General features: G+C 30.3%; 17 protein-coding genes. 5 read left to right on the forward strand and 12 right to left on the reverse strand.

Annotation, left to right across the window (positions count from 1 at the left end; all coding sequences use genetic code 11):
- Positions 1 to 12 precede the first annotated feature (12 nt).
- Genes OD91_RS09525 through OD91_RS09540 form a run of 4 tightly spaced genes read right to left on the reverse strand, consistent with a single transcriptional unit; the run spans position 13 to position 7,838 of the window.
- Complete coding sequence (locus OD91_RS09525; RefSeq protein ID WP_144896154.1) at positions 13 to 3,465, reverse strand: T9SS type A sorting domain-containing protein; 3,453 nt, start codon at positions 3,463 to 3,465, stop codon at positions 13 to 15.
- A 24-nt stretch (positions 3,466 to 3,489) separates the two neighbouring features.
- Positions 3,490 to 6,684 (reverse strand): PA domain-containing protein, encoded by a 3,195-nt coding sequence (locus OD91_RS09530; RefSeq protein WP_144896155.1) that lies wholly within the window; start codon positions 6,682 to 6,684, stop codon positions 3,490 to 3,492.
- Positions 6,685 to 6,687: 3 nt separating this feature from the next.
- Complete coding sequence (locus tag OD91_RS09535) at positions 6,688 to 7,215, reverse strand: nuclear transport factor 2 family protein (protein WP_144896156.1); 528 nt, start codon at positions 7,213 to 7,215, stop codon at positions 6,688 to 6,690.
- Entirely contained in the window at positions 7,212 to 7,838 is a 627-nt protein-coding gene (locus OD91_RS09540) for a hypothetical protein (RefSeq protein ID WP_144896157.1), read from the reverse strand. Before OD91_RS09540 ends, OD91_RS09535 begins: the two co-directional genes overlap by 4 nt.
- Positions 7,839 to 8,149: 311 nt before the next feature.
- On the opposite strand from OD91_RS09540, the gene OD91_RS09545 reads away from it, so the two are divergent.
- From OD91_RS09545 to OD91_RS09555, 3 genes are all read left to right on the forward strand, one after another.
- Positions 8,150 to 9,118, forward strand: a complete 969-nt coding sequence (locus OD91_RS09545; RefSeq protein WP_144896158.1) for an NAD-dependent epimerase/dehydratase family protein — start codon at positions 8,150 to 8,152, stop codon at positions 9,116 to 9,118.
- Positions 9,119 to 9,165: 47 nt separating this feature from the next.
- Entirely contained in the window at positions 9,166 to 9,756 is a 591-nt protein-coding gene (locus OD91_RS09550) for a thioredoxin family protein (RefSeq protein WP_144896953.1), read from the forward strand.
- A gap of 90 nt (positions 9,757 to 9,846) precedes the next feature.
- A complete protein-coding gene (locus tag OD91_RS09555) occupies positions 9,847 to 10,344 on the forward strand; it encodes an ABC transporter ATPase (protein WP_144896159.1) in 498 nt (165 codons plus the stop codon).
- On the opposite strand, the gene OD91_RS09560 is transcribed toward OD91_RS09555, so the two are convergent.
- The 6 genes from OD91_RS09560 to mce all read right to left on the reverse strand — a co-directional run bounded on the left by OD91_RS09560 (position 10,331) and on the right by mce (position 13,996).
- Entirely contained in the window at positions 10,331 to 10,867 is a 537-nt protein-coding gene (locus tag OD91_RS09560) for a hypothetical protein (RefSeq protein WP_144896160.1), read from the reverse strand. The genes OD91_RS09555 and OD91_RS09560 overlap by 14 nt on opposite strands.
- 34 nt (positions 10,868 to 10,901) lie before the next feature.
- Positions 10,902 to 11,594 carry a tRNA pseudouridine(55) synthase TruB gene (gene truB / locus OD91_RS09565; protein ID WP_144896161.1) on the reverse strand — a complete coding sequence of 231 codons (693 nt, stop codon included), beginning with the start codon at positions 11,592 to 11,594 and terminating at the stop codon, positions 10,902 to 10,904.
- A gap of 1 nt (position 11,595) precedes the next feature.
- Positions 11,596 to 12,390, reverse strand: a complete 795-nt coding sequence (locus OD91_RS09570) for an undecaprenyl-diphosphate phosphatase (protein WP_144896162.1) — start codon at positions 12,388 to 12,390, stop codon at positions 11,596 to 11,598.
- Positions 12,391 to 12,392: 2 nt separating this feature from the next.
- A complete protein-coding gene (locus tag OD91_RS09575) occupies positions 12,393 to 12,638 on the reverse strand; it encodes a DUF3098 domain-containing protein (protein WP_144896163.1) in 246 nt (81 codons plus the stop codon).
- A gap of 2 nt (positions 12,639 to 12,640) precedes the next feature.
- Complete coding sequence (locus tag OD91_RS09580; RefSeq protein WP_144896164.1) at positions 12,641 to 13,519, reverse strand: ABC transporter permease; 879 nt, start codon at positions 13,517 to 13,519, stop codon at positions 12,641 to 12,643.
- A gap of 75 nt (positions 13,520 to 13,594) precedes the next feature.
- Entirely contained in the window at positions 13,595 to 13,996 is a 402-nt protein-coding gene (gene mce, locus OD91_RS09585) for a methylmalonyl-CoA epimerase (RefSeq protein ID WP_144896954.1), read from the reverse strand.
- Positions 13,997 to 14,058: 62 nt separating this feature from the next.
- Here mce and rbfA point away from each other — a divergent pair, with 62 nt between their 5' ends.
- The gene (gene rbfA / locus OD91_RS09590) at positions 14,059 to 14,454 is read left to right on the forward strand and encodes a 30S ribosome-binding factor RbfA (RefSeq protein ID WP_144896165.1); all 396 of its coding nucleotides are present in this window, start codon (positions 14,059 to 14,061) and stop codon (positions 14,452 to 14,454) included.
- A gap of 113 nt (positions 14,455 to 14,567) precedes the next feature.
- Positions 14,568 to 15,710 carry an ABC transporter permease gene (locus tag OD91_RS09595; protein WP_370511751.1) on the forward strand — a complete coding sequence of 381 codons (1,143 nt, stop codon included), beginning with the start codon at positions 14,568 to 14,570 and terminating at the stop codon, positions 15,708 to 15,710.
- A gap of 35 nt (positions 15,711 to 15,745) precedes the next feature.
- Here the strand turns inward: OD91_RS09595 and dusB are convergent, their stop codons facing one another.
- Both dusB and OD91_RS09605 read right to left on the reverse strand, forming a co-directional pair.
- Complete coding sequence (gene dusB, locus OD91_RS09600; RefSeq protein ID WP_144896167.1) at positions 15,746 to 16,744, reverse strand: tRNA dihydrouridine synthase DusB; 999 nt, start codon at positions 16,742 to 16,744, stop codon at positions 15,746 to 15,748.
- Between the two features lie 140 nt (positions 16,745 to 16,884).
- The gene (locus OD91_RS09605) at positions 16,885 to 17,733 is read right to left on the reverse strand and encodes a DUF5777 family beta-barrel protein (RefSeq protein WP_144896168.1); all 849 of its coding nucleotides are present in this window, start codon (positions 17,731 to 17,733) and stop codon (positions 16,885 to 16,887) included.
- Positions 17,734 to 17,747 lie beyond the last annotated feature (14 nt).

Below are 17,747 nucleotides of genomic sequence, written 5' to 3' on the forward strand. Positions count from 1 at the left end.
ATTTCTAAATTTTTATTTTAAAATAAGCTTTTTAGTTGCTTGTTTTCCATCACTATTAATTTTAGCAAAATATAATCCTTTACTAAAATTATTCATAGTTAATTTATATGAATTCGTTTTAATGTTTTTCTTTTGATGAATTAGTTTACCTGTATAATCAAAAATAGAAATTGTTGCTTTTTCTGTCCCATTCCAATTAAAATTAAATGTATCATTAGAAGGGTTTGGATATACATTAAAAGTATTCTCTAATACAATGTCTTTTGTAGATAATATTCCATTGATTACAAAATCATCTATAGCAACACCTTCTTCATTTGTATAAGCATCGGCAATAAATTTAAATCGAAAGGTAATGTTAGATTCATTAGTAAAAGCAGCTAAATCATACGAATAATCATGATAATCTGCATTTTTTCCTCCACCAGCATGACTAGATTCTCCAAAACCAGTCCATTGTTTTCCAGGTAGGGAAGATTGATTTGTATCATTAGTAGTTGCCGCACTATTATACCAATTAGGATCGTTTGCAGTTCCTAAGATATTCCATTTTTCATCTTGGTTGGTTCTATATTCTACAACTAAATGATCCCAATCTAGCTCTATATCAAAAGCCATCTTAAATGCCATAATAGGATTAACAACTTTAGTTAAATCATAACAATTGGTGTATAGAAAACCTGTTGTTGCATCAGGATGATTCCCTCTAAGTTTTGTTACATATACTTTGTCACCTGATGATGCTGAATTTAATAAAGTTTTAGTTGGAGTTCCTAGCTCCCACATTGTTATTCCAGTTGATTGAATTAAAAGTTCGTCTCCAGAATTTTCAAAAGAATTTAAAGTCGTTGGTGTTGTACTAGTTTTATTTATAGAAAAAGAAGATGATGCAGTATTATTTATAGGATATGCATCTCCATTAATTTGTGTTTCAACATTTAGTGTATAACTGCCAGGTGTTAAATTTATAGTTGGAATATTTATTGTTTCTATTTGTTCTGAATTTAATACTCCTGTCCAGTTATATGTTTCTGAATTTCCATTATTAAAATTATAATTTACGGTTATAGAGTTAATAACATTTTTACCTTGATTTGAAACTTTGAGACTAGGAGATAAAGATGTTGAACAACTTATATTTTTAGGAGTATTTTCTAAAGCTAATAGTCGTAAATCATTTTGAGGTAACTCTCTTGGAATATCTGTAACAAATGCACCTCTTCCATAGGTTGCTGCAAATAGTTTAGAATCCTCTTCATTTATTTCTAAATCTCGTACAGCAACATTAGGTAAATTGATATCAAAAACCTCCCAATTACCATTAGAAGTATCGTTTAGTGTATAAACTCCCAAGGTTGTACCTACATAAATTGAATTATTCCCACTCCTTTCGTGATGTTTAACTACCAACTTAGAATCTGATGGTAAATTATTAGAAATATCAGAAAATGTTGGTGAAGTACTTAATATATTTTCAGTTTTGTAGATGCCTGAATTTGTTACAATCCAAGCAATGTTTGAGTCTAAATTGCTAATTTCAATTCCGTTTATACTTCCATTCTTATAACTGAATAATTGGATAAAAGTTACACCAGCGTCAATACTTCTATAGATTTTATCCGCTTGCGAAACATAAATATTGTTGTCGTTTTTAGGGTCAATTTCGATATGGGATATATCTCCAAACAAAAATAAACTAGATTGTTTTACCCACGCACTATTAACAAGTTTATATAAATTTTTATATCCTGCATAAATTTCTCCCTTACTATTTGATGCCATGGGTGTAACCCAAGCACCACCGCTATCATTACCACTTCTTTCAGCAGCAGGTGCTGCAGTAACATATGAGCTTGTTCTACCACCATTAGTAGTTTTATTTAAGCTTCCGCCATATTGAGTAAAACCATAATGAGTATCTGGATTGGTAGGATCTGCTATTCCTTCCATACCATCACCACCATGATAATTCCTCCAAAGTTCATCATTTAATGCAAAACCACCGTTGTCTTGTAATCCTCCGACAACATTATTAGAGTTTTGTGCAGCCACAGAAATTTTGTAAAATTGACTAATAGCTAAGTTTTTTGTTAAATCTTTAAATTTAACCCCTTCGTCTTCTGATACATAAATTCCACCATCTGTTCCAGCATAAAATTTTCCATTAATAAATCTCATGAAATGGATATCTGCATGCGTATAAGAAGGTTGATTAGGATTTGCCCAATCATTTAATTTAGTAAAATCATTCCCCCCATCTGTAGATTTCCAAATATCTAACACACCAACATAAACAATATCTGCATTTTTAGAAGATACTGTTAAGGCAAGATCATACCATGCTTGTGAACTCTTGAAAATATCGCTAATTTCACTCGTTTTGGTAAATGTAGTAGCGCTGTCTGTAGATTTAAAAACACCATTAAATTTATATCCAGGAGCAGCACCAGCACTTACTACATAAACATATTCTGGATTTGCTTGTGTAACATCTAAAGTTAATCTAGTAGATGTACCTAGATTAGGTAATGTTATCTCGGTAAAAGAATCTCCGCCATCTGTAGATTTATAGAATGTTCTATTTTTAACGGCATACCATATATTAGGGTCCCCTGGTTTCATCTTTAAGTCTAAAATATTAGCACTTAAAGAGTTTGACCATTTAGCACCCCCATCTATAGATTTAAAAATCCCTCTATTAGTAGCAACCAATATGGTTTCTGTAGCAGTTGGATGAATGTAAATTTCATTCATCGAATTTGGGTTTCCTGCCATATTACCCGTATTATTCCAACTTAGTCCCCCATCTATAGATTTCCATACTCCAACAGAATATGAATCTGAAGCATCATCATCACCAGTAGAAATATATATGATATTTGAGTCTGTTGGGTGTATAGCAATACCAGATACACCAATTTGTGGTAAGTAATCAGTTAAAGGATTCCAGTTTACACCATTATCTGTTGATTTCCAAATACCTCCAGCAGGGGCACCAATATATATAGTATTAGGATTACTCGGATCAACAGCAATAGCATTAACTCTTCCTTGTCCTGTTTGTTGAAAATTAGAGGCATTAAATGTATTAGAGTTGTTGTAAGGACCCAAAGCTTTCCAATTACTTTGGTTTATTTTTTTTGATACTCTTTTTAGTTGGTTTTTTTGCTCCCATGCTTTCCATAAATCTTTTGCAGGGAGAATGGTACCATTTTCTTTTGTGTAATAGTTCCAATGATATTTCCATCTTTCATAGGGTTTTAATCCACTACCTTTTTTATTTACTTCTAATGTGCTAAAATATTCTTTAGCTGCTTTGTCAATTTCATTAATTGTAATAATATCAGAATTAATGGTTCTTTGGTTTGATTTAGCCTTGGAATTCATCCAAGGAGCAACATTTTGAAACTGAGAATACAATATAGAACAGGTTAAGAAAAATAATATTGATACTAATTTTTTCATGATATTTTATTTGAGGATATTTTTTTAATTGATGATTAATTTCTTAGAATATTTATTGTTTTTTTTATCAATTAAATTAATAAGATACATTCCTTTGGTAAGATTGTTAATATTAATTTTATGTTTTTCGTTATTGTTAAAGTCTATTTTTGAATTATAAACTTCTTTACCATTTAAATCTATTACGGAAACTTTAGAGTTTCCTAAATCTCTTTTTGCAAATAAGGTGAAGTTTCCATTGTTTACCGTTGGGTATATTGTGAAATTTAATTTGTCTTTATTTACCTCTTCGACGGATGCTGGTGCATCAGTAAACTTAGCAGAAAAAACACCTCTACCATAAGTAGCAGCAAATACTGTATTGTCATTTCTTAGATCTAAATCTGTAACTTTTACATTGCTCATTCCATTAAAAGACTGAAACCAGCTAGGGGATTCATCATTAAAATTAGCGGTTCTCCAAACACCTAATTCTGTTCCAACAATTACTTCATTTGTATTTAATGGGTTTCTTAAGATTGTTTTAACAGGTATATCTGGTAAGTTCCCTTCTTTGCCTTTCCAAGTTGTCCCTCCATCGTTGGTATACCAAATATTTTCTACGCCATAATTATGCATTGTTACAAAAATTTCATTTTCATTAACACCAAATTCAATATCTGAGACAGAACCTATAAAATCTGGCCCCGCAATATCACTATAAGACGGATTATCTGGGAATTCTGCGTATGTATCTGCTACTTTTATTAGCTTACCATTTCTTAAGCCAACATATAAATTAGATTTTTTATCTTCAAAAGGTGATGTCTTTAATGCAGTTGGAGTTGCGTCCATATTTCGCCACAATATTTTTTTAATACCAATAGTTCCTGATTTTATGTTAGAATATGCTCTTATTGAAATGCCAGATGCATTTGAATAGTTAGAGTATAAAATATCTAAATTAGAATCTAAAGTTTGTGGGTTAATAAATGATCCATTATTACCATCTTCGGAACTATCTCTATTTATTGTTCTGGATGTATTATTTCCATAATTAAATAGTACTGTTGATCCATTCCATTGTGTATTTACAATGTAGTATTTATCAGTTCCGTCAATATCAAAATGACAATATGCTCCATCACCACCTTGTGCTTGAGTAGAACTATTAACCCCAGCGTTTCCATTTTCGACTAATTGACTACCATTATCTTGAGCACCAGCAACAAAATAATCTGAAGTTGTTAAACCTTTTGGGGCAACAGCAACTGTGTAAAATTGTAAGGTATTATACCCTTTGTTTCTGGCTTGAATTGTAGTGCCGCTGTCATTAGAAAAATAAACTCCACCATCATTTCCAAAGACCATTCTTGAAGAAGAAGAAAAAGCAATACCATGTTGATCTGGATGAACTTGTGAAGTATTGTTATTACCATAATAATAAGAAATTTGATTCCAACTATCTCCACTATTTATAGATTTAAAAATATCAATTCCACCAGTATATAAATTATTATCGTTATTAGGGTCTACATAAATATATAGATCATACCAAGATTGTCCATTAGTAAAATCATTTGCAGGTAAACCTCCGTTAGCAATAGGTAATGTTAAAGTTTTTATCGATTTGAAATTATCAGTTGTTTTATATAATCTTACTGGATTTGTTCCTGTTTGAGAGGCAAGAATATAAACTGTATTTGCATTTTGTTTAGAGGGAGCAATCTCAATTCTTCTACCATTTTGGAATGTATGTTTTAGAATAAAAGTATTTCCATCTGTAGAATGAAATATTGCTCCACCTCCTCTATTAAAAGAATCGTCTGTTGTAGAAACAAAAATAGAATTATCCGCTCCTAAGCGTATTTTATTTGGTTCATATTCAGAATTACTACTTGTTTTTGGGATATTTAATTTTGAGAAGTTTGCGCCATCTATAGATTTATAAATGCCTATTTCATTAACACCTAAAAGTGTTAAGGGGCTTGATCCACCATATATAGCTTCACCCGCAGCAACATATACTTCTGAGACACCATTATTATTTCTTACAAGAACATCATTTATATGTTGTATTCCAGGAGAGATATTTGAGCCAGCAGTTAATGATCCTAACTTTAATGTACCATTAACTCCATTTGTTAATTCAGCAACAATTTTATTCCCGTCAGCCATAGAAACCATTGCAGATGGAATTGTAATGTTTAAAGCAGTTTCAGGTGTATCACCTTCAAAACCTAAGCCATCACCTCCCATGGAAATTGGAGCTGTAGCAACATTGTTAATTACAATAACGGCAATTGCACCTGCGTCTTGAGCTCTTTTAACTTTGTCATCAAAATTACAAGAACCTCTTCTAAGTAACGCTATTTTCCCACTTAATTCTGTAAGATTACCTATTGTAGTACACGCATCATCAGTAGGTGCACTATTATCAATTACTAGTGAAAGATTAGCAGTTATGTCTGATGTTAAATCACCTCCAAAAGCAGTAGTTAAAACAAAATCATAATCACCTACAGCTTTACTAGAATTAATTACTAATCTAGATTTTGGAGAATTATCTATGGTAGAAGAGCCGGTAACCCCACCAAAAATCTTATTCCAAGTTGTTCCACCATCAATAGATTTCCATAACCCATTACCAACTTCTGCATTTGTATAAGATTCTCCAGTTCCAACATACCAAATCATAGAGTTATTTGGATCAATAGCAATAGAAGACACAGCAAGGTTTTCTGAAATTCCAACTCTTGTCCAAACAGAATTTGGATCGGAAATTTTTGTGTTTTTCCATAAACCGCCACTTACACCACCTGCAAAAACTGTCTCTTGTGTAGTATCATTAGGATCAAAAATTAAAGCTCTTGTTCTACCTCCAACATTATCTGGCCCTCTTTCTACCCAAGCATTGTCTGATTTATCTCCTGGAACTCTTAATAATGTTCTTTTTTTATTTAACTTTTCTTGAAGTTTAAAGAGTTCTTTTTTATGAGTTCTTCCCGTAGTTGGATTCATCTCATTTAAGTATTCTTGTTCAAAATATGCATTAGGAGGTAACCCTAAAGATTTTCTTTTTTTTCTAGAAATTTTCATCGTTTTATTAAAAGGATGATTTTCAACAAAAGATATATGCTTTTCACGCAATTTTTCTGTCTCTGTTTTTTGAGTATTACAGCTGTAGAATATAATTAAACTAAGAATTGTAAGTATTGAAAATTGTACTTTTTTACTCATAATTTATTTTTTTGTATTTGAATAATTATTTAAAAATATTGAATCTTTTTCTTTTTTTATGTTAATGATTTCTTTTACATCATCGTTAGGTATTGTAATTGATAGTACATAATGTTTTATTTTCCATTCGGTATTTGTTTTTTCTAAAACACCAGATCCTCTACAGGTTCCCATCCAAGTGTTTAGCAATTCGTCAAACCAAACAGTGTTGTTGGTCTTATTAATATAAATATTTCTTTCTAAAGCTGTAAAACTCCAAGCTTTTCCTTTATCAAAATAGGGTTTACTAAATTCAGAAAATTGTGCCTTGGTCCAATTTTCAGATGCATCTGTACCTATATAAACAGAATTACTGTCTAATACCCTAAAATAATTTTCATAATTTGCTTCAGATGCAGCTTTATGCCAATCGTCTAGTACAGTATTAATTGTTTTTTTAATTTCTGTTGGATTAACAACTGTAGTACTGTTCTTCTGTTTACAAGCAAAAAACATTCCAAAAAAGAAAAAAAGTAAGATCACTTTTTTCATAGGTTACTTTTTTTTAAAGGTGTTATTTCCTCTATTTTAATCTCTTGCTCTTGTTTTTTAATTGTTTTTAATGATATACTGTCAATTTTAGTCGAGTCTATGCCTATAAAACTTTCATCAAGAGTTAAATTTTCTTCAAACTTTTTTTGCTCTAAAACAGCATTTATTTTAGCATTAAGACCAGAATAACAATTTAATATTTTAGCAACTTGCGTATTCACTTCTGTAGCTTTAATAGCAGAAATATAGGTCATGTCCTTTAATCTTAAAGCTTCATTTTGTAAAATATTTACTCTAGTATTAAAAGCTGGATTATCTAAAAAGGTAGGTTTTACACTATCCTTAACTATTTTGATAATATCATTTAACTCCAGAGCATTACTTAAGGCTATATCTGGAGATGTGTTTTTAAATTTAGAAATAAATTCTTTTAACGAATGATATTCCTCCCAACCTTTAAGTTGATCCTTAAAATTATAATTAACAGTAGTGTGTTTTTCATGTTTTTGTAAAACACTATTTATGTCCTTAGAAGTTGTCGCTAAAGTTTTTTTCTGCTTTTTTTCTCCGCAAGAAATAATCAAAATACAGGCTACTATTATTTGCAATAACTTTTTAATCAACTTTTATTAAAGTTTAAGAACGTAAAAATAAGTAATAAAGGAATAATAATATTAATTTTTAATAAAAAAAAGACCTCTAAAAGGTGTTAATTTTTGAATTCATTAAATTTTAAGTGATAAATGTTTTAAAATCGTAAAAATTACTCTTAAAAAAGGGTTCTATCGATTCTTTTTATTAAATAAGGATAGCGGTTTAGTTTTTCTAAAAAAAGAAATCATAATTACGAATAATAAAAAATATATAATTTGTTTTTACGAATATCAAAAATAAGTATCTTTGTATTGGGTAATAATTTTAATATTCGTAAAAATTGAAAAACAATATTCTTATTCTAGGTGCTAGCGGTCAAATTGGAACCGAATTAACTCAAAAATTAAGAGTTTTATATGGGGATAATCATGTAATCGCATCAGACATTAAAAAAGGAAATAGTACTGTATTAAATACTGGACCATTTGAAATTTTAGACGCAACTGATAAAGAATCAATTTTAAGAATTGTAAAAAAATATAAGATAAATCAAGTGTATTTAATGGCGGCAATGTTGTCTGCAACTGCAGAAAAACTCCCGCAAAAAGCTTGGAATCTTAACATAAGTTCTTTGCTTGCTGTTTTAGATTTAGCAAAAGAAAAACATATTCAACAAGTATTTTGGCCTAGTTCTATGGCTGTTTTCGGGACTACTTCTCCTAAAATTAATACACCACAACAAACCATAATGGAACCTTCTACCGTGTATGGAATTAGTAAAGTTGCTGGCGAGCATTGGTGTAATTATTACCATGAAAATTATGGAGTTGATGTAAGAAGCATTCGTTATCCAGGAATTATTAGTTGGAAAACAAAACCAGGAGGAGGTACCACAGATTATGCAGTTGACGTCTATTTTGATGCACTTGAAAAAGGTAATTATGAATGTTTTTTATCTGAAAACACACAACTTCCTATGATGTATATGGATGATGCAATTAAAGCAACAGTTCAAATAATGCAAGCAGAAGAATCAAACATTAACATTAGAACATCTTATAATTTATCTGCGATAAGTTTTACACCTCAAGAAATTGCTTTAGAAATAAAAAAACACATTCCAAATTTTAAAATTAGTTATAACCCAGATTTTAGACAAAAAATTGCTGATTCTTGGCCAAATTCTATTGATGATTCTTTTGCAAGAAAAGATTGGGATTGGAAGCATGACTTTGATTTATCATCTATGACAAAAGATATTATTAGAAATCTTAAGGCTAATAAAAACATGTTTTTTAAAGCAGTGTAAGTTTATTACAGATAATTCGTCAAAATTGAAAAATGAAAGAATTAATCATGAGTAAACATATTCAAAAAAGCTTAGACAAAACATATACCTATCAAGAATATAGAGATTTGGTAGCAAGTTTAGTTACAGAAGGGAAGTCTACTGGTCCAAATCAATCGGAAGCATTATCAAATTATAGTATGCTAAATGATAAACGTATGAAACGTTTAGATAAAACTATTAAGTTGTCTGAAAATACTATTTCGAAAGCTAAAAAAGTTGATGATAAACAAACGTGGATTGTATTAACAGAAAGCTGGTGTGGTGATGCTGCCCAAACAATGCCTGTTATTAATAAAATAGCGAACGAAAACGAACATATTGAGTTTAAAGTAGCTTTACGTGATGAAAATCTAGAGTTAATGGATGAGTTTTTAACGAATGGAGGAAGGTCAATTCCGAAGTTAATAGTTTTAGATTCAGGAAATAATGTAGTTAATTCTTGGGGGCCAAGACCAGCGATTGCAACAAAAATGGTTGCAGATTATAAGGCAGAACATGGAAGTTTAGATCCTCAGTTTAAACAAGACTTACAAGTTTGGTATAATAAAGACAAAGGTAAAAGTACGCAAGAAGACTTTTTAAGTCTTTTGCAATAAAATATAATTTAATATTGATTTAAAACCGTTTAGAATTATGAATCTAAACGGTTTTTCTTTTGGCTATATTTGCAGCGTTAAAAATTAAACATGTTTGTAGATTTTAATAGTTTGCCTGAAAATGCTAAAGTTTGGATTTATCCATCTAGTAGAAAGTTTTATCCTAATGAAATTACTGCCATGGAAGAGAAGCTTAAAAACTTTATTGAAACGTGGAAAAAAGAGGATGAAAACTTTAAAGCAACTTATCAATTTTTATATAATCGATTTATAGTTTTTATAGCAGATGTTGAAGGTTCTTCATTAACAAATACAGATATTGATGCATCAGTTTCTTTTATTTTAGAGCTACAGGAAACGTATGATGTACAACTTTTAGATAAGATGAATGTTTGTTTTAAGCAAGGTGAATATGTTCAGTATAAAGATTTAAAAGATTTTAAAAAACTATTAAAAAACAAAGCAGTGACAGCTAAAACAATAGTTTTTGATAATTTGATTACGACAAAACAAGATTTTGAAAATTATTGGGAAGTATCAATTGAAGAAAGTTGGTACAATAGGTATTTACCTTCTAAAAAAAAGTAAAACCAAACCCAATTGAAATACTATCTAGGTTGCCATTTTTGAAACCCGCTATTTTTTTTCTATTGATATCTACTCTAAAAGTTCCTTTCCATCTATTATCACTAAAAGATAGTCCGCCAAAACCAACTCCATAATAATTACCATTCCCAAAGTTCGAAACTGTTCTCCACATTTTTCCATAATTAGCTTCAATAAAGTAAGCTTCAGAAGAATTTACAGCAATATTGTACCGTAAACTACCATATGTTGGAATTGCAACGATATCATATTTAAAATGATAATCAAAACCAATATTTAAGCCTACTGCCCATCTTTTAGTTAGTTGATGACCAACACCAAATCTTAATAAAAAAGCTGAAGGTAAAATTAAAGGTTCACCATCATCTAGTTCTATTGTATAATGTTCATTAATACCAAAAACAATGTTTGCAGTACCTGTTAAATATGGTTTATGAACTTTTATTTGAGAATGTAAGTTTTGAATTACAATAAATAAAAAAGAAAAAAGTAATAGTTTTTTCATGGAATAGTTTTTGTTTCGATTAACGAAACAAAAACTATTCCACTTCTAAATCTTTAATAAAATTTTCTATTGATATTGCTTTTTTAACATCATAGTCACCAATTTTTGTTCTTCTTAAAGTTGATAAATGTGCACCAGAACTAAGTGCTTTACCGTAATCAAAAGCCAAAGATCTAATGTAAGTTCCTTTGCTACATATTACTCGAAAATCTACTTTTGGTAAATCTATTTTCGTAATTTCAAAAACAGAAATTTCTACTTCCCGAGATTTTATCTCAGTTGTTTCTCCTTTTCTAGCTAATTCGTACAGCCGTTTTCCATCTTTTTTTATTGCTGAAAAAATAGGTGGTTTTTGCTGAATTTTACCAATAAATTGTTTTGTGGTTTCGTTTAGCAGTTCTTTAGAAATATGTTCTGTAGGAAATGTTTGGTCAACTTCAGTTTCCAAATCATAACTAGGTGTAGTTGCCCCTAAAGTGAACGTTCCAGTATATTCTTTTATTTGACCTTGGTATTCATTAATTTGTTTTGTCTGTTTACCTGTGCAAATAATTAATAACCCAGTAGCTAATGGATCTAACGTTCCGGCATGACCAACCTTAATTTTTTTTATATCAAAGCGTTGTCTAATATGCCAGCGTAATTTATTTACAACCTGAAAAGAAGTCCATTCAAGTGGTTTGTCTATCAGTAATACTTGACCGTTTTTGTAATCTTCTCCAGTCATTTTATTGCATCAAAGAATAACCAATTGCAATAATTCCTACAATAGCGCAGTAAATAGAAAAGTAAATTAATTTACTATTTTTTACTAATGCAATCATCCATTTACAAGCTAATAAACCTGCAACAAATGCAGCAATAAATCCCGCTGAAAGTGGAATAACTTCTGAACTATCAAAATTAATATCACCTCCTAAAAGATCTTTAGCAACTTTACCAAAAATTAATGGTACAACCATTAAAAATGAAAATTTTGCGGCTTTTGTTCTATCAATTCCTAGTAATACTGAGGTTGAAATTGTTGCTCCAGAACGTGATATTCCTGGTAACATGGCAATTGCTTGAGAAATTCCTACAATCAAAGCATTTTTAAATGAAACTTCTTTTGTGGTATTTTTAGCTTTATCGGCTAATAAAAGTAAAATGGCTGTTACTAAAAGCATTAAACCTACTAATAATATTTTCCCTCCAAAAAAAGATTCTAATTGTTCTTCAAATAATAAACCAACAATTACAGCGGGAATCATTGAAATGATAATTTTTACTGAGAATTTAGCTTCATCATTCCATTTGAATTGAAACAATCCTTTAAATATTTCTGCAACTTCTTTTCTGAAAATTACTAAGGTGCTTAATGCGGTTGCGGCGTGTAAAACTACAGTAAATGTCAAGCTTTCTTCGGGTACAGAAGTATCGCCTAAAATAGCTTTTGCTAATTCTAAATGTCCGCTAGAAGAAACTGGTAAAAATTCTGTTAATCCTTGGATGATTCCAAGAACAATGGCTTCTAAAGTATCCATACTTATTTGTTAGGATTTAATAAAATAGCATAAATCTCAATTCCTAACCCAATAATAACAAGTGTTGGCGCTAAACGGATTCTTCGCCAATTATAAATTTCTTCGTTAAAAACATTTGGATTATCGCTTCCACCTCCTGCCATTAAGATAAAACCTAAGGCAATTACAGCAATACCGATAATCATAAATAGGTAGTTCTTTTTTCCAAAAAGAAACTCAGGTTTTGTATTTTTTTTCTTTGAACTCATATTTAATAATATAATTCGTCTGTTTGTAAATTTAAAAATCGTTGTGTAGCAAAATAAGTGCTTAGCCAGGTAATAATAAAAGCTGCAATTAATACGCCACCAACCAAATATCCTAAAGTGATATAATCTTTAATTAAATCTAAAGCTGGCAAATATGCATCTACATAATAAATTAAGCCTGCTAAACTTAATAAAGCTACAAAAGCACCTAAAAAACCTAGCTTTATACTTTGCCAAATAAAAGGTTTTCTAATGAAGCGTTTAGTTGCTCCAACCATTTGCATGGTTTTTATATTAAATCTTTTTGAATAAATTGACAGTCTTATTGAACTATTGATTAAAATAATGGCAACTAAACCAAAAAAGCCACTTAATACTAATAACCAAAAACTGATTCGTTTAATGTTTTTAGTTAATAATTGTATTAGTGGTTTATCATAAGAGACTTCCGAAACAAAAGCGTTTTTACTGAACTCATTTTCCAATTCAGTCATTTTTTTTGGTGTCACAAAATCTGCATTTATATAAATATCGATGCCATTTTTAAGTGGATTTTTTCCTAGAAACTTCAAAAAGTCTTCGCCAATATCTTTAGAATATGCTTTAGCGGCTTCTTTTTTGGTAATGTAAATTACTTTTTTTGTGAAAGGCTCTTTTATTAAAGATGCTCTAAATCCCTCTAGTTGTTTTTTGGTAACATCATCTTTTAAAAACAATGTCATAGCTACTTTTTCTTTAAAATGATTGGCGACTTTGGTCGATTTTAATACGACTAAACCTAAAACACCAACCATAAATAAAACTAAGGCAATACTAATTACCACCGACACATAAGACGATTGTAATCTGCGTTTTTGATAAGAATCAAAAGATGATGCCATGAATGTAGTAGCTAATTTAAGTTGGCAAGATACTAATTACTGTTCAGTTGGTAAATAGTGTTAGCAGTATTTTAACTATTCAATTTCTTGACATAGCTCTATTAAAACTCCATTGGTAGATTTTGGGTGTAAAAAAGTGACTAATTTATTGTCTGCTCCTTTTTTTGGAGTGTCATTTAATACGGTAAATCCTTCTTTCTTAAGTCGTTTGATTTCTTTTTTAATATCAGTCACTGTAAAAGCAATATGATGAATTCCTTCCCCTTTTTTTTCGATGAATTTTGCAATAGGACTATTTGGATTGGTGGCTTCTAATAATTCAATTTTATTAGGACCATTTTTAAAGAATGATGTTTTAACACCTTCAGAAAGTACCTCTTCAATTTTGTAATGAGGTTTTCCAAACAGCGAAGCAAATAATTGATTAGATTTTTCTAAATCTTTTACAGCAATACCAATGTGTTCTATTTTTTTTATCATAATATTTACAGTAATTCAAAAATAAGCATTCTTTTACTAATTATGTGTAAATTTGCCACATGGAAGAAACCAATAGGCAAAGAAAGATAGCGGGTGTGTTGCAAAAAGATCTAGTAGATGTTTTGCAAAAAGCAGCGCAAGATGGAATGAAAGGAATTTTAATTTCTGTTTCTAAAGTTTTTGTTACTTCAGATTTAGGAATAGCAAAAGTGTATCTAAGTGTTTTTCCTTCAGATAAAAGAGAGGAGTTATTAAAAGGCGTACAATCTAATACACAGTTAATTCGTTATGAAATGGCAAAACGTACTAGAAATCAACTACGTAGAATGCCAGAATTACTATTTTTTGGAGATGATTCTTTAGATTATATAGAAGAAATTGACAAGTCTTTAAAAGGGAATGATGCAGACCCAATAAAAAATCCTGATGTACTTCCAAGACGTCAAAAAAGATAATTATTTTATAATGTCATATCGAGCGGAGTCGAGATATCTTAAAAATTTAAAACATTAAATTTCCTTTCTACATAGCAAAAAGATACTTATTTACTAAAACAAGTAACAACGCTATAAATATTATCACAATAATTGCTTCTTTTGGAGTTATTATAGGTTCTCTCGCTTTATTTATCATCCTTTCAGGTTTTTCTGGATTACGTACTTTTAGCAATACGTTGTTAAACGTTTCCGATCCAGATATTAAGATTTCGGCAGTAAAAGGGAAAACTTTTTTGTATACGGATAAGATCCAGCAAGTCTTAAAAAAAGATGCTGATATTAAATCATTTTCTAAAGTAATTGAAGAACGTGCATTTTTAAAATTTAAAGAAAAAGAAGAGATTGCTTTTATTAAAGGGGTAGATTCAAATTACAATAAAATTACGGGTATAGATTCTACCTTATATTTAGGTAATTGGTTAGATACTGACTATAAAAACACTGCGGTAGTGGGATATGGGATATCCTATAAGCTTTCTACGGGAGTTTTAAATCTCAATGAAAATTTAGAAGTTTATGTTCCTAAAAAAGGTAAAGGTTTATTAAACCCAGCAAATGCTTTTAATAGAATTAATTTACAGATAACAGGTATTTATTCTGGTAACGAAGACTTTGTTAATAAATTTGTTTTTGTCGATATTTCTAAAGCAACTGAATTATTGAAGTTGAAAAAAAATGAATTAACTGGGATAGAACTCAAGCTAAAGAATAATGACGATGCAAGTACAATTGCAGAAAAGTTACAGAATAAATTTGGAACTCATTTAAAAGTCGAAACAAGAGCAGAGTTGAATGCGCTTTACTTTAGAGTGATGAATACAGAGAATTTTGTAGTGTATTTAATTTTCACGTTGATTGTGATTATTGCATTATTTAATGTGATTGGAGCCATCATTATGATGATAATTGATAAAAAACGAAACCTTAAAACTTTGTTTAATTTAGGAACAACATTAAAAGAGTTAAAAAAGATATTTGTACTTCAAGGATTTTTATTGACTCTTTTTGGAATGTTAATTGGATTAAGTATTGGTGTAGCTTTAGTATTTCTCCAAAAACAATTTGGATGGTTTATGATTACACAAACACTTCCTTATCCTGTAGAATTACAATTAAAAAATGTATTAATAGTTATTGTTACTATTACTGTTTTAGGGTTTATCGCTTCAAAAATTGCAAGCAGTAGAATTTCTAAAGAATTTATTGATAAATAACAATTGATGTCACCTCGAGCGAAGTTGAGAGGTCTTTATATTTGAGGAATAATAGTGTTCCCAAATTTTTCTTCCACTTCATTAAAAGCAGCAAAAACATCTTTTGGATCATCTGAAGTAACCATTTTTAAACGATGTTCCTTAAAATGAGGAATTCCTTTAAAATAATTAGTGTAATGTCTTCTAGTTTCTACCACACCTAAACGCTCTCCTTTCCAATCTATTGACATTTGTAAATGTCTTCTAGCCATTTCTGTTCGTTGTGCAATAGTTGGTTTTGGTAAATATTCACCCGTTTCAAAAAAGTGTTTTACTTCATTAAAAAACCAAGGATAACCAATAGAAGCTCTTCCAATCATAGCACCATCTAATCCATAAATATCACGCATTTCCATGGCTTTTTCTGGCGTTGTAATATCACCATTTCCGAAAACTGGAATATGCATTCTTTGGTTATTTTTTACTTCGGCAATAGGTTTCCAATCAGCATTTCCTTTATACATTTGTGCTCTTGTTCTTCCATGAATAGCAATGGCTTTACAGCCCACATCTTGTAATCGTTCTGCTACTTCTATAATTCTAATAGAATCATGATCCCAGCCTAAACGAGTTTTAACAGTTATAGGTAAATCTGTATGTTTTACCATAGCTTCTGTTAGAGAAACCATTAAATCGATGTCTTTTAAAATTCCTGCGCCAGCACCTTTAGATACTACTTTTTTTACAGGACAACCAAAGTTGATGTCAATAATGTCGGGTTTAGATTTCTCTACAATTTCGATTGTTTTTAACATCGAATCTAAATTGGCACCAAAAATTTGAATTCCAACAGGGCGTTCTTTTTCGTAAATATCTAGTTTGATAACGCTTTTAGCCGCATCACGAATTAATCCTTCTGAAGAAATAAATTCAGTGTACACAACATCAGCACCATTTTCTTTGCATAATGCTCTAAATGGAGGATCAGAAACATCTTCCATAGGCGCTAATAAAAGCGGAAAATCGGGAAGTTCTATGTTGCCTATTTTTACCACGGGACAAAGGTAGTTTTTTCTTTAAAAATAGCATAGTTAACTTACGAATATGTCATTCCTGCGAAAGCAGGAATCTCAAAACTGTAAAGAATTAATGATAAAATAAGATTCCTGCTTTCGCAGGAATGACAGTTAATAGTTTAAAAAACTCTCACAACATTAAATCCGAATAAAATGTCACCTTCGGCATTATTAATAAATCCAGGCTCATTAGTAGATTGTGCATTTGTAAATAATAACTGAAATACATGTCCGCCAGTTTCAATATCTAAACCAAATGCATAAGAATCGCTAAATGGATTATTTTTAACTCTAGAGGTATTATATACATATTCTGCATTAAAACTCACACGTTTACTCAACTTATATCGCCCTCCAAAACCAACAGCAAATTGATTGTGTTTTGCTTCTGAAAGCACATTAAGATTTTGAAGGTTTTCTCTTACATATGTTGGTGCAACTTGAAAAGAAAATTTTTCAGAAAAACGTTTCGATATTAATAATTGATGTGCAAAACTATTTCTGTCTGCACTTTGTAATGCTGGAAAAGCCGTTTCATCCACTAAAGTATTGATGTTCATTGTTGAATAGCCAACAATATTAAATGGAAACTTTGCAGATTGTCTAGCTAATCTATATTTAACAGCGGCAGCAAAGGTTCTGTTGTATGATTCTCTACTTACAGAAAATTGAATTCCATCCCAAAAACTATATAATAATTGAATTTTAGTATTGGCTTCATCTAGTCCGAAGAACGTATCTAGTCCTTCTTTTAAAGCACCAAATCTATGTGAAACAATTAAATATAAATCACCTTGATCAGCAATTTTAGTGGATTGTAAATTACCAATCTTCATGGCTTTAAAGGCAGGTAATTCGTATGAAGAATCTGTTGCTTCGTTATCTAATTCACCTAATAAATCGTCTTGAGAAAATAATAGTGATGTGCATAAAAATGCAGCGGTTAGTAGTAGGTATTTTTTAATCATAGTTAGTTTGGTTG

Origin of the sequence: Lutibacter sp. Hel_I_33_5 (assembly GCF_007827455.1) — a bacterium.
Classification (GTDB): Bacteria; Bacteroidota; Bacteroidia; order Flavobacteriales; family Flavobacteriaceae; genus Polaribacter.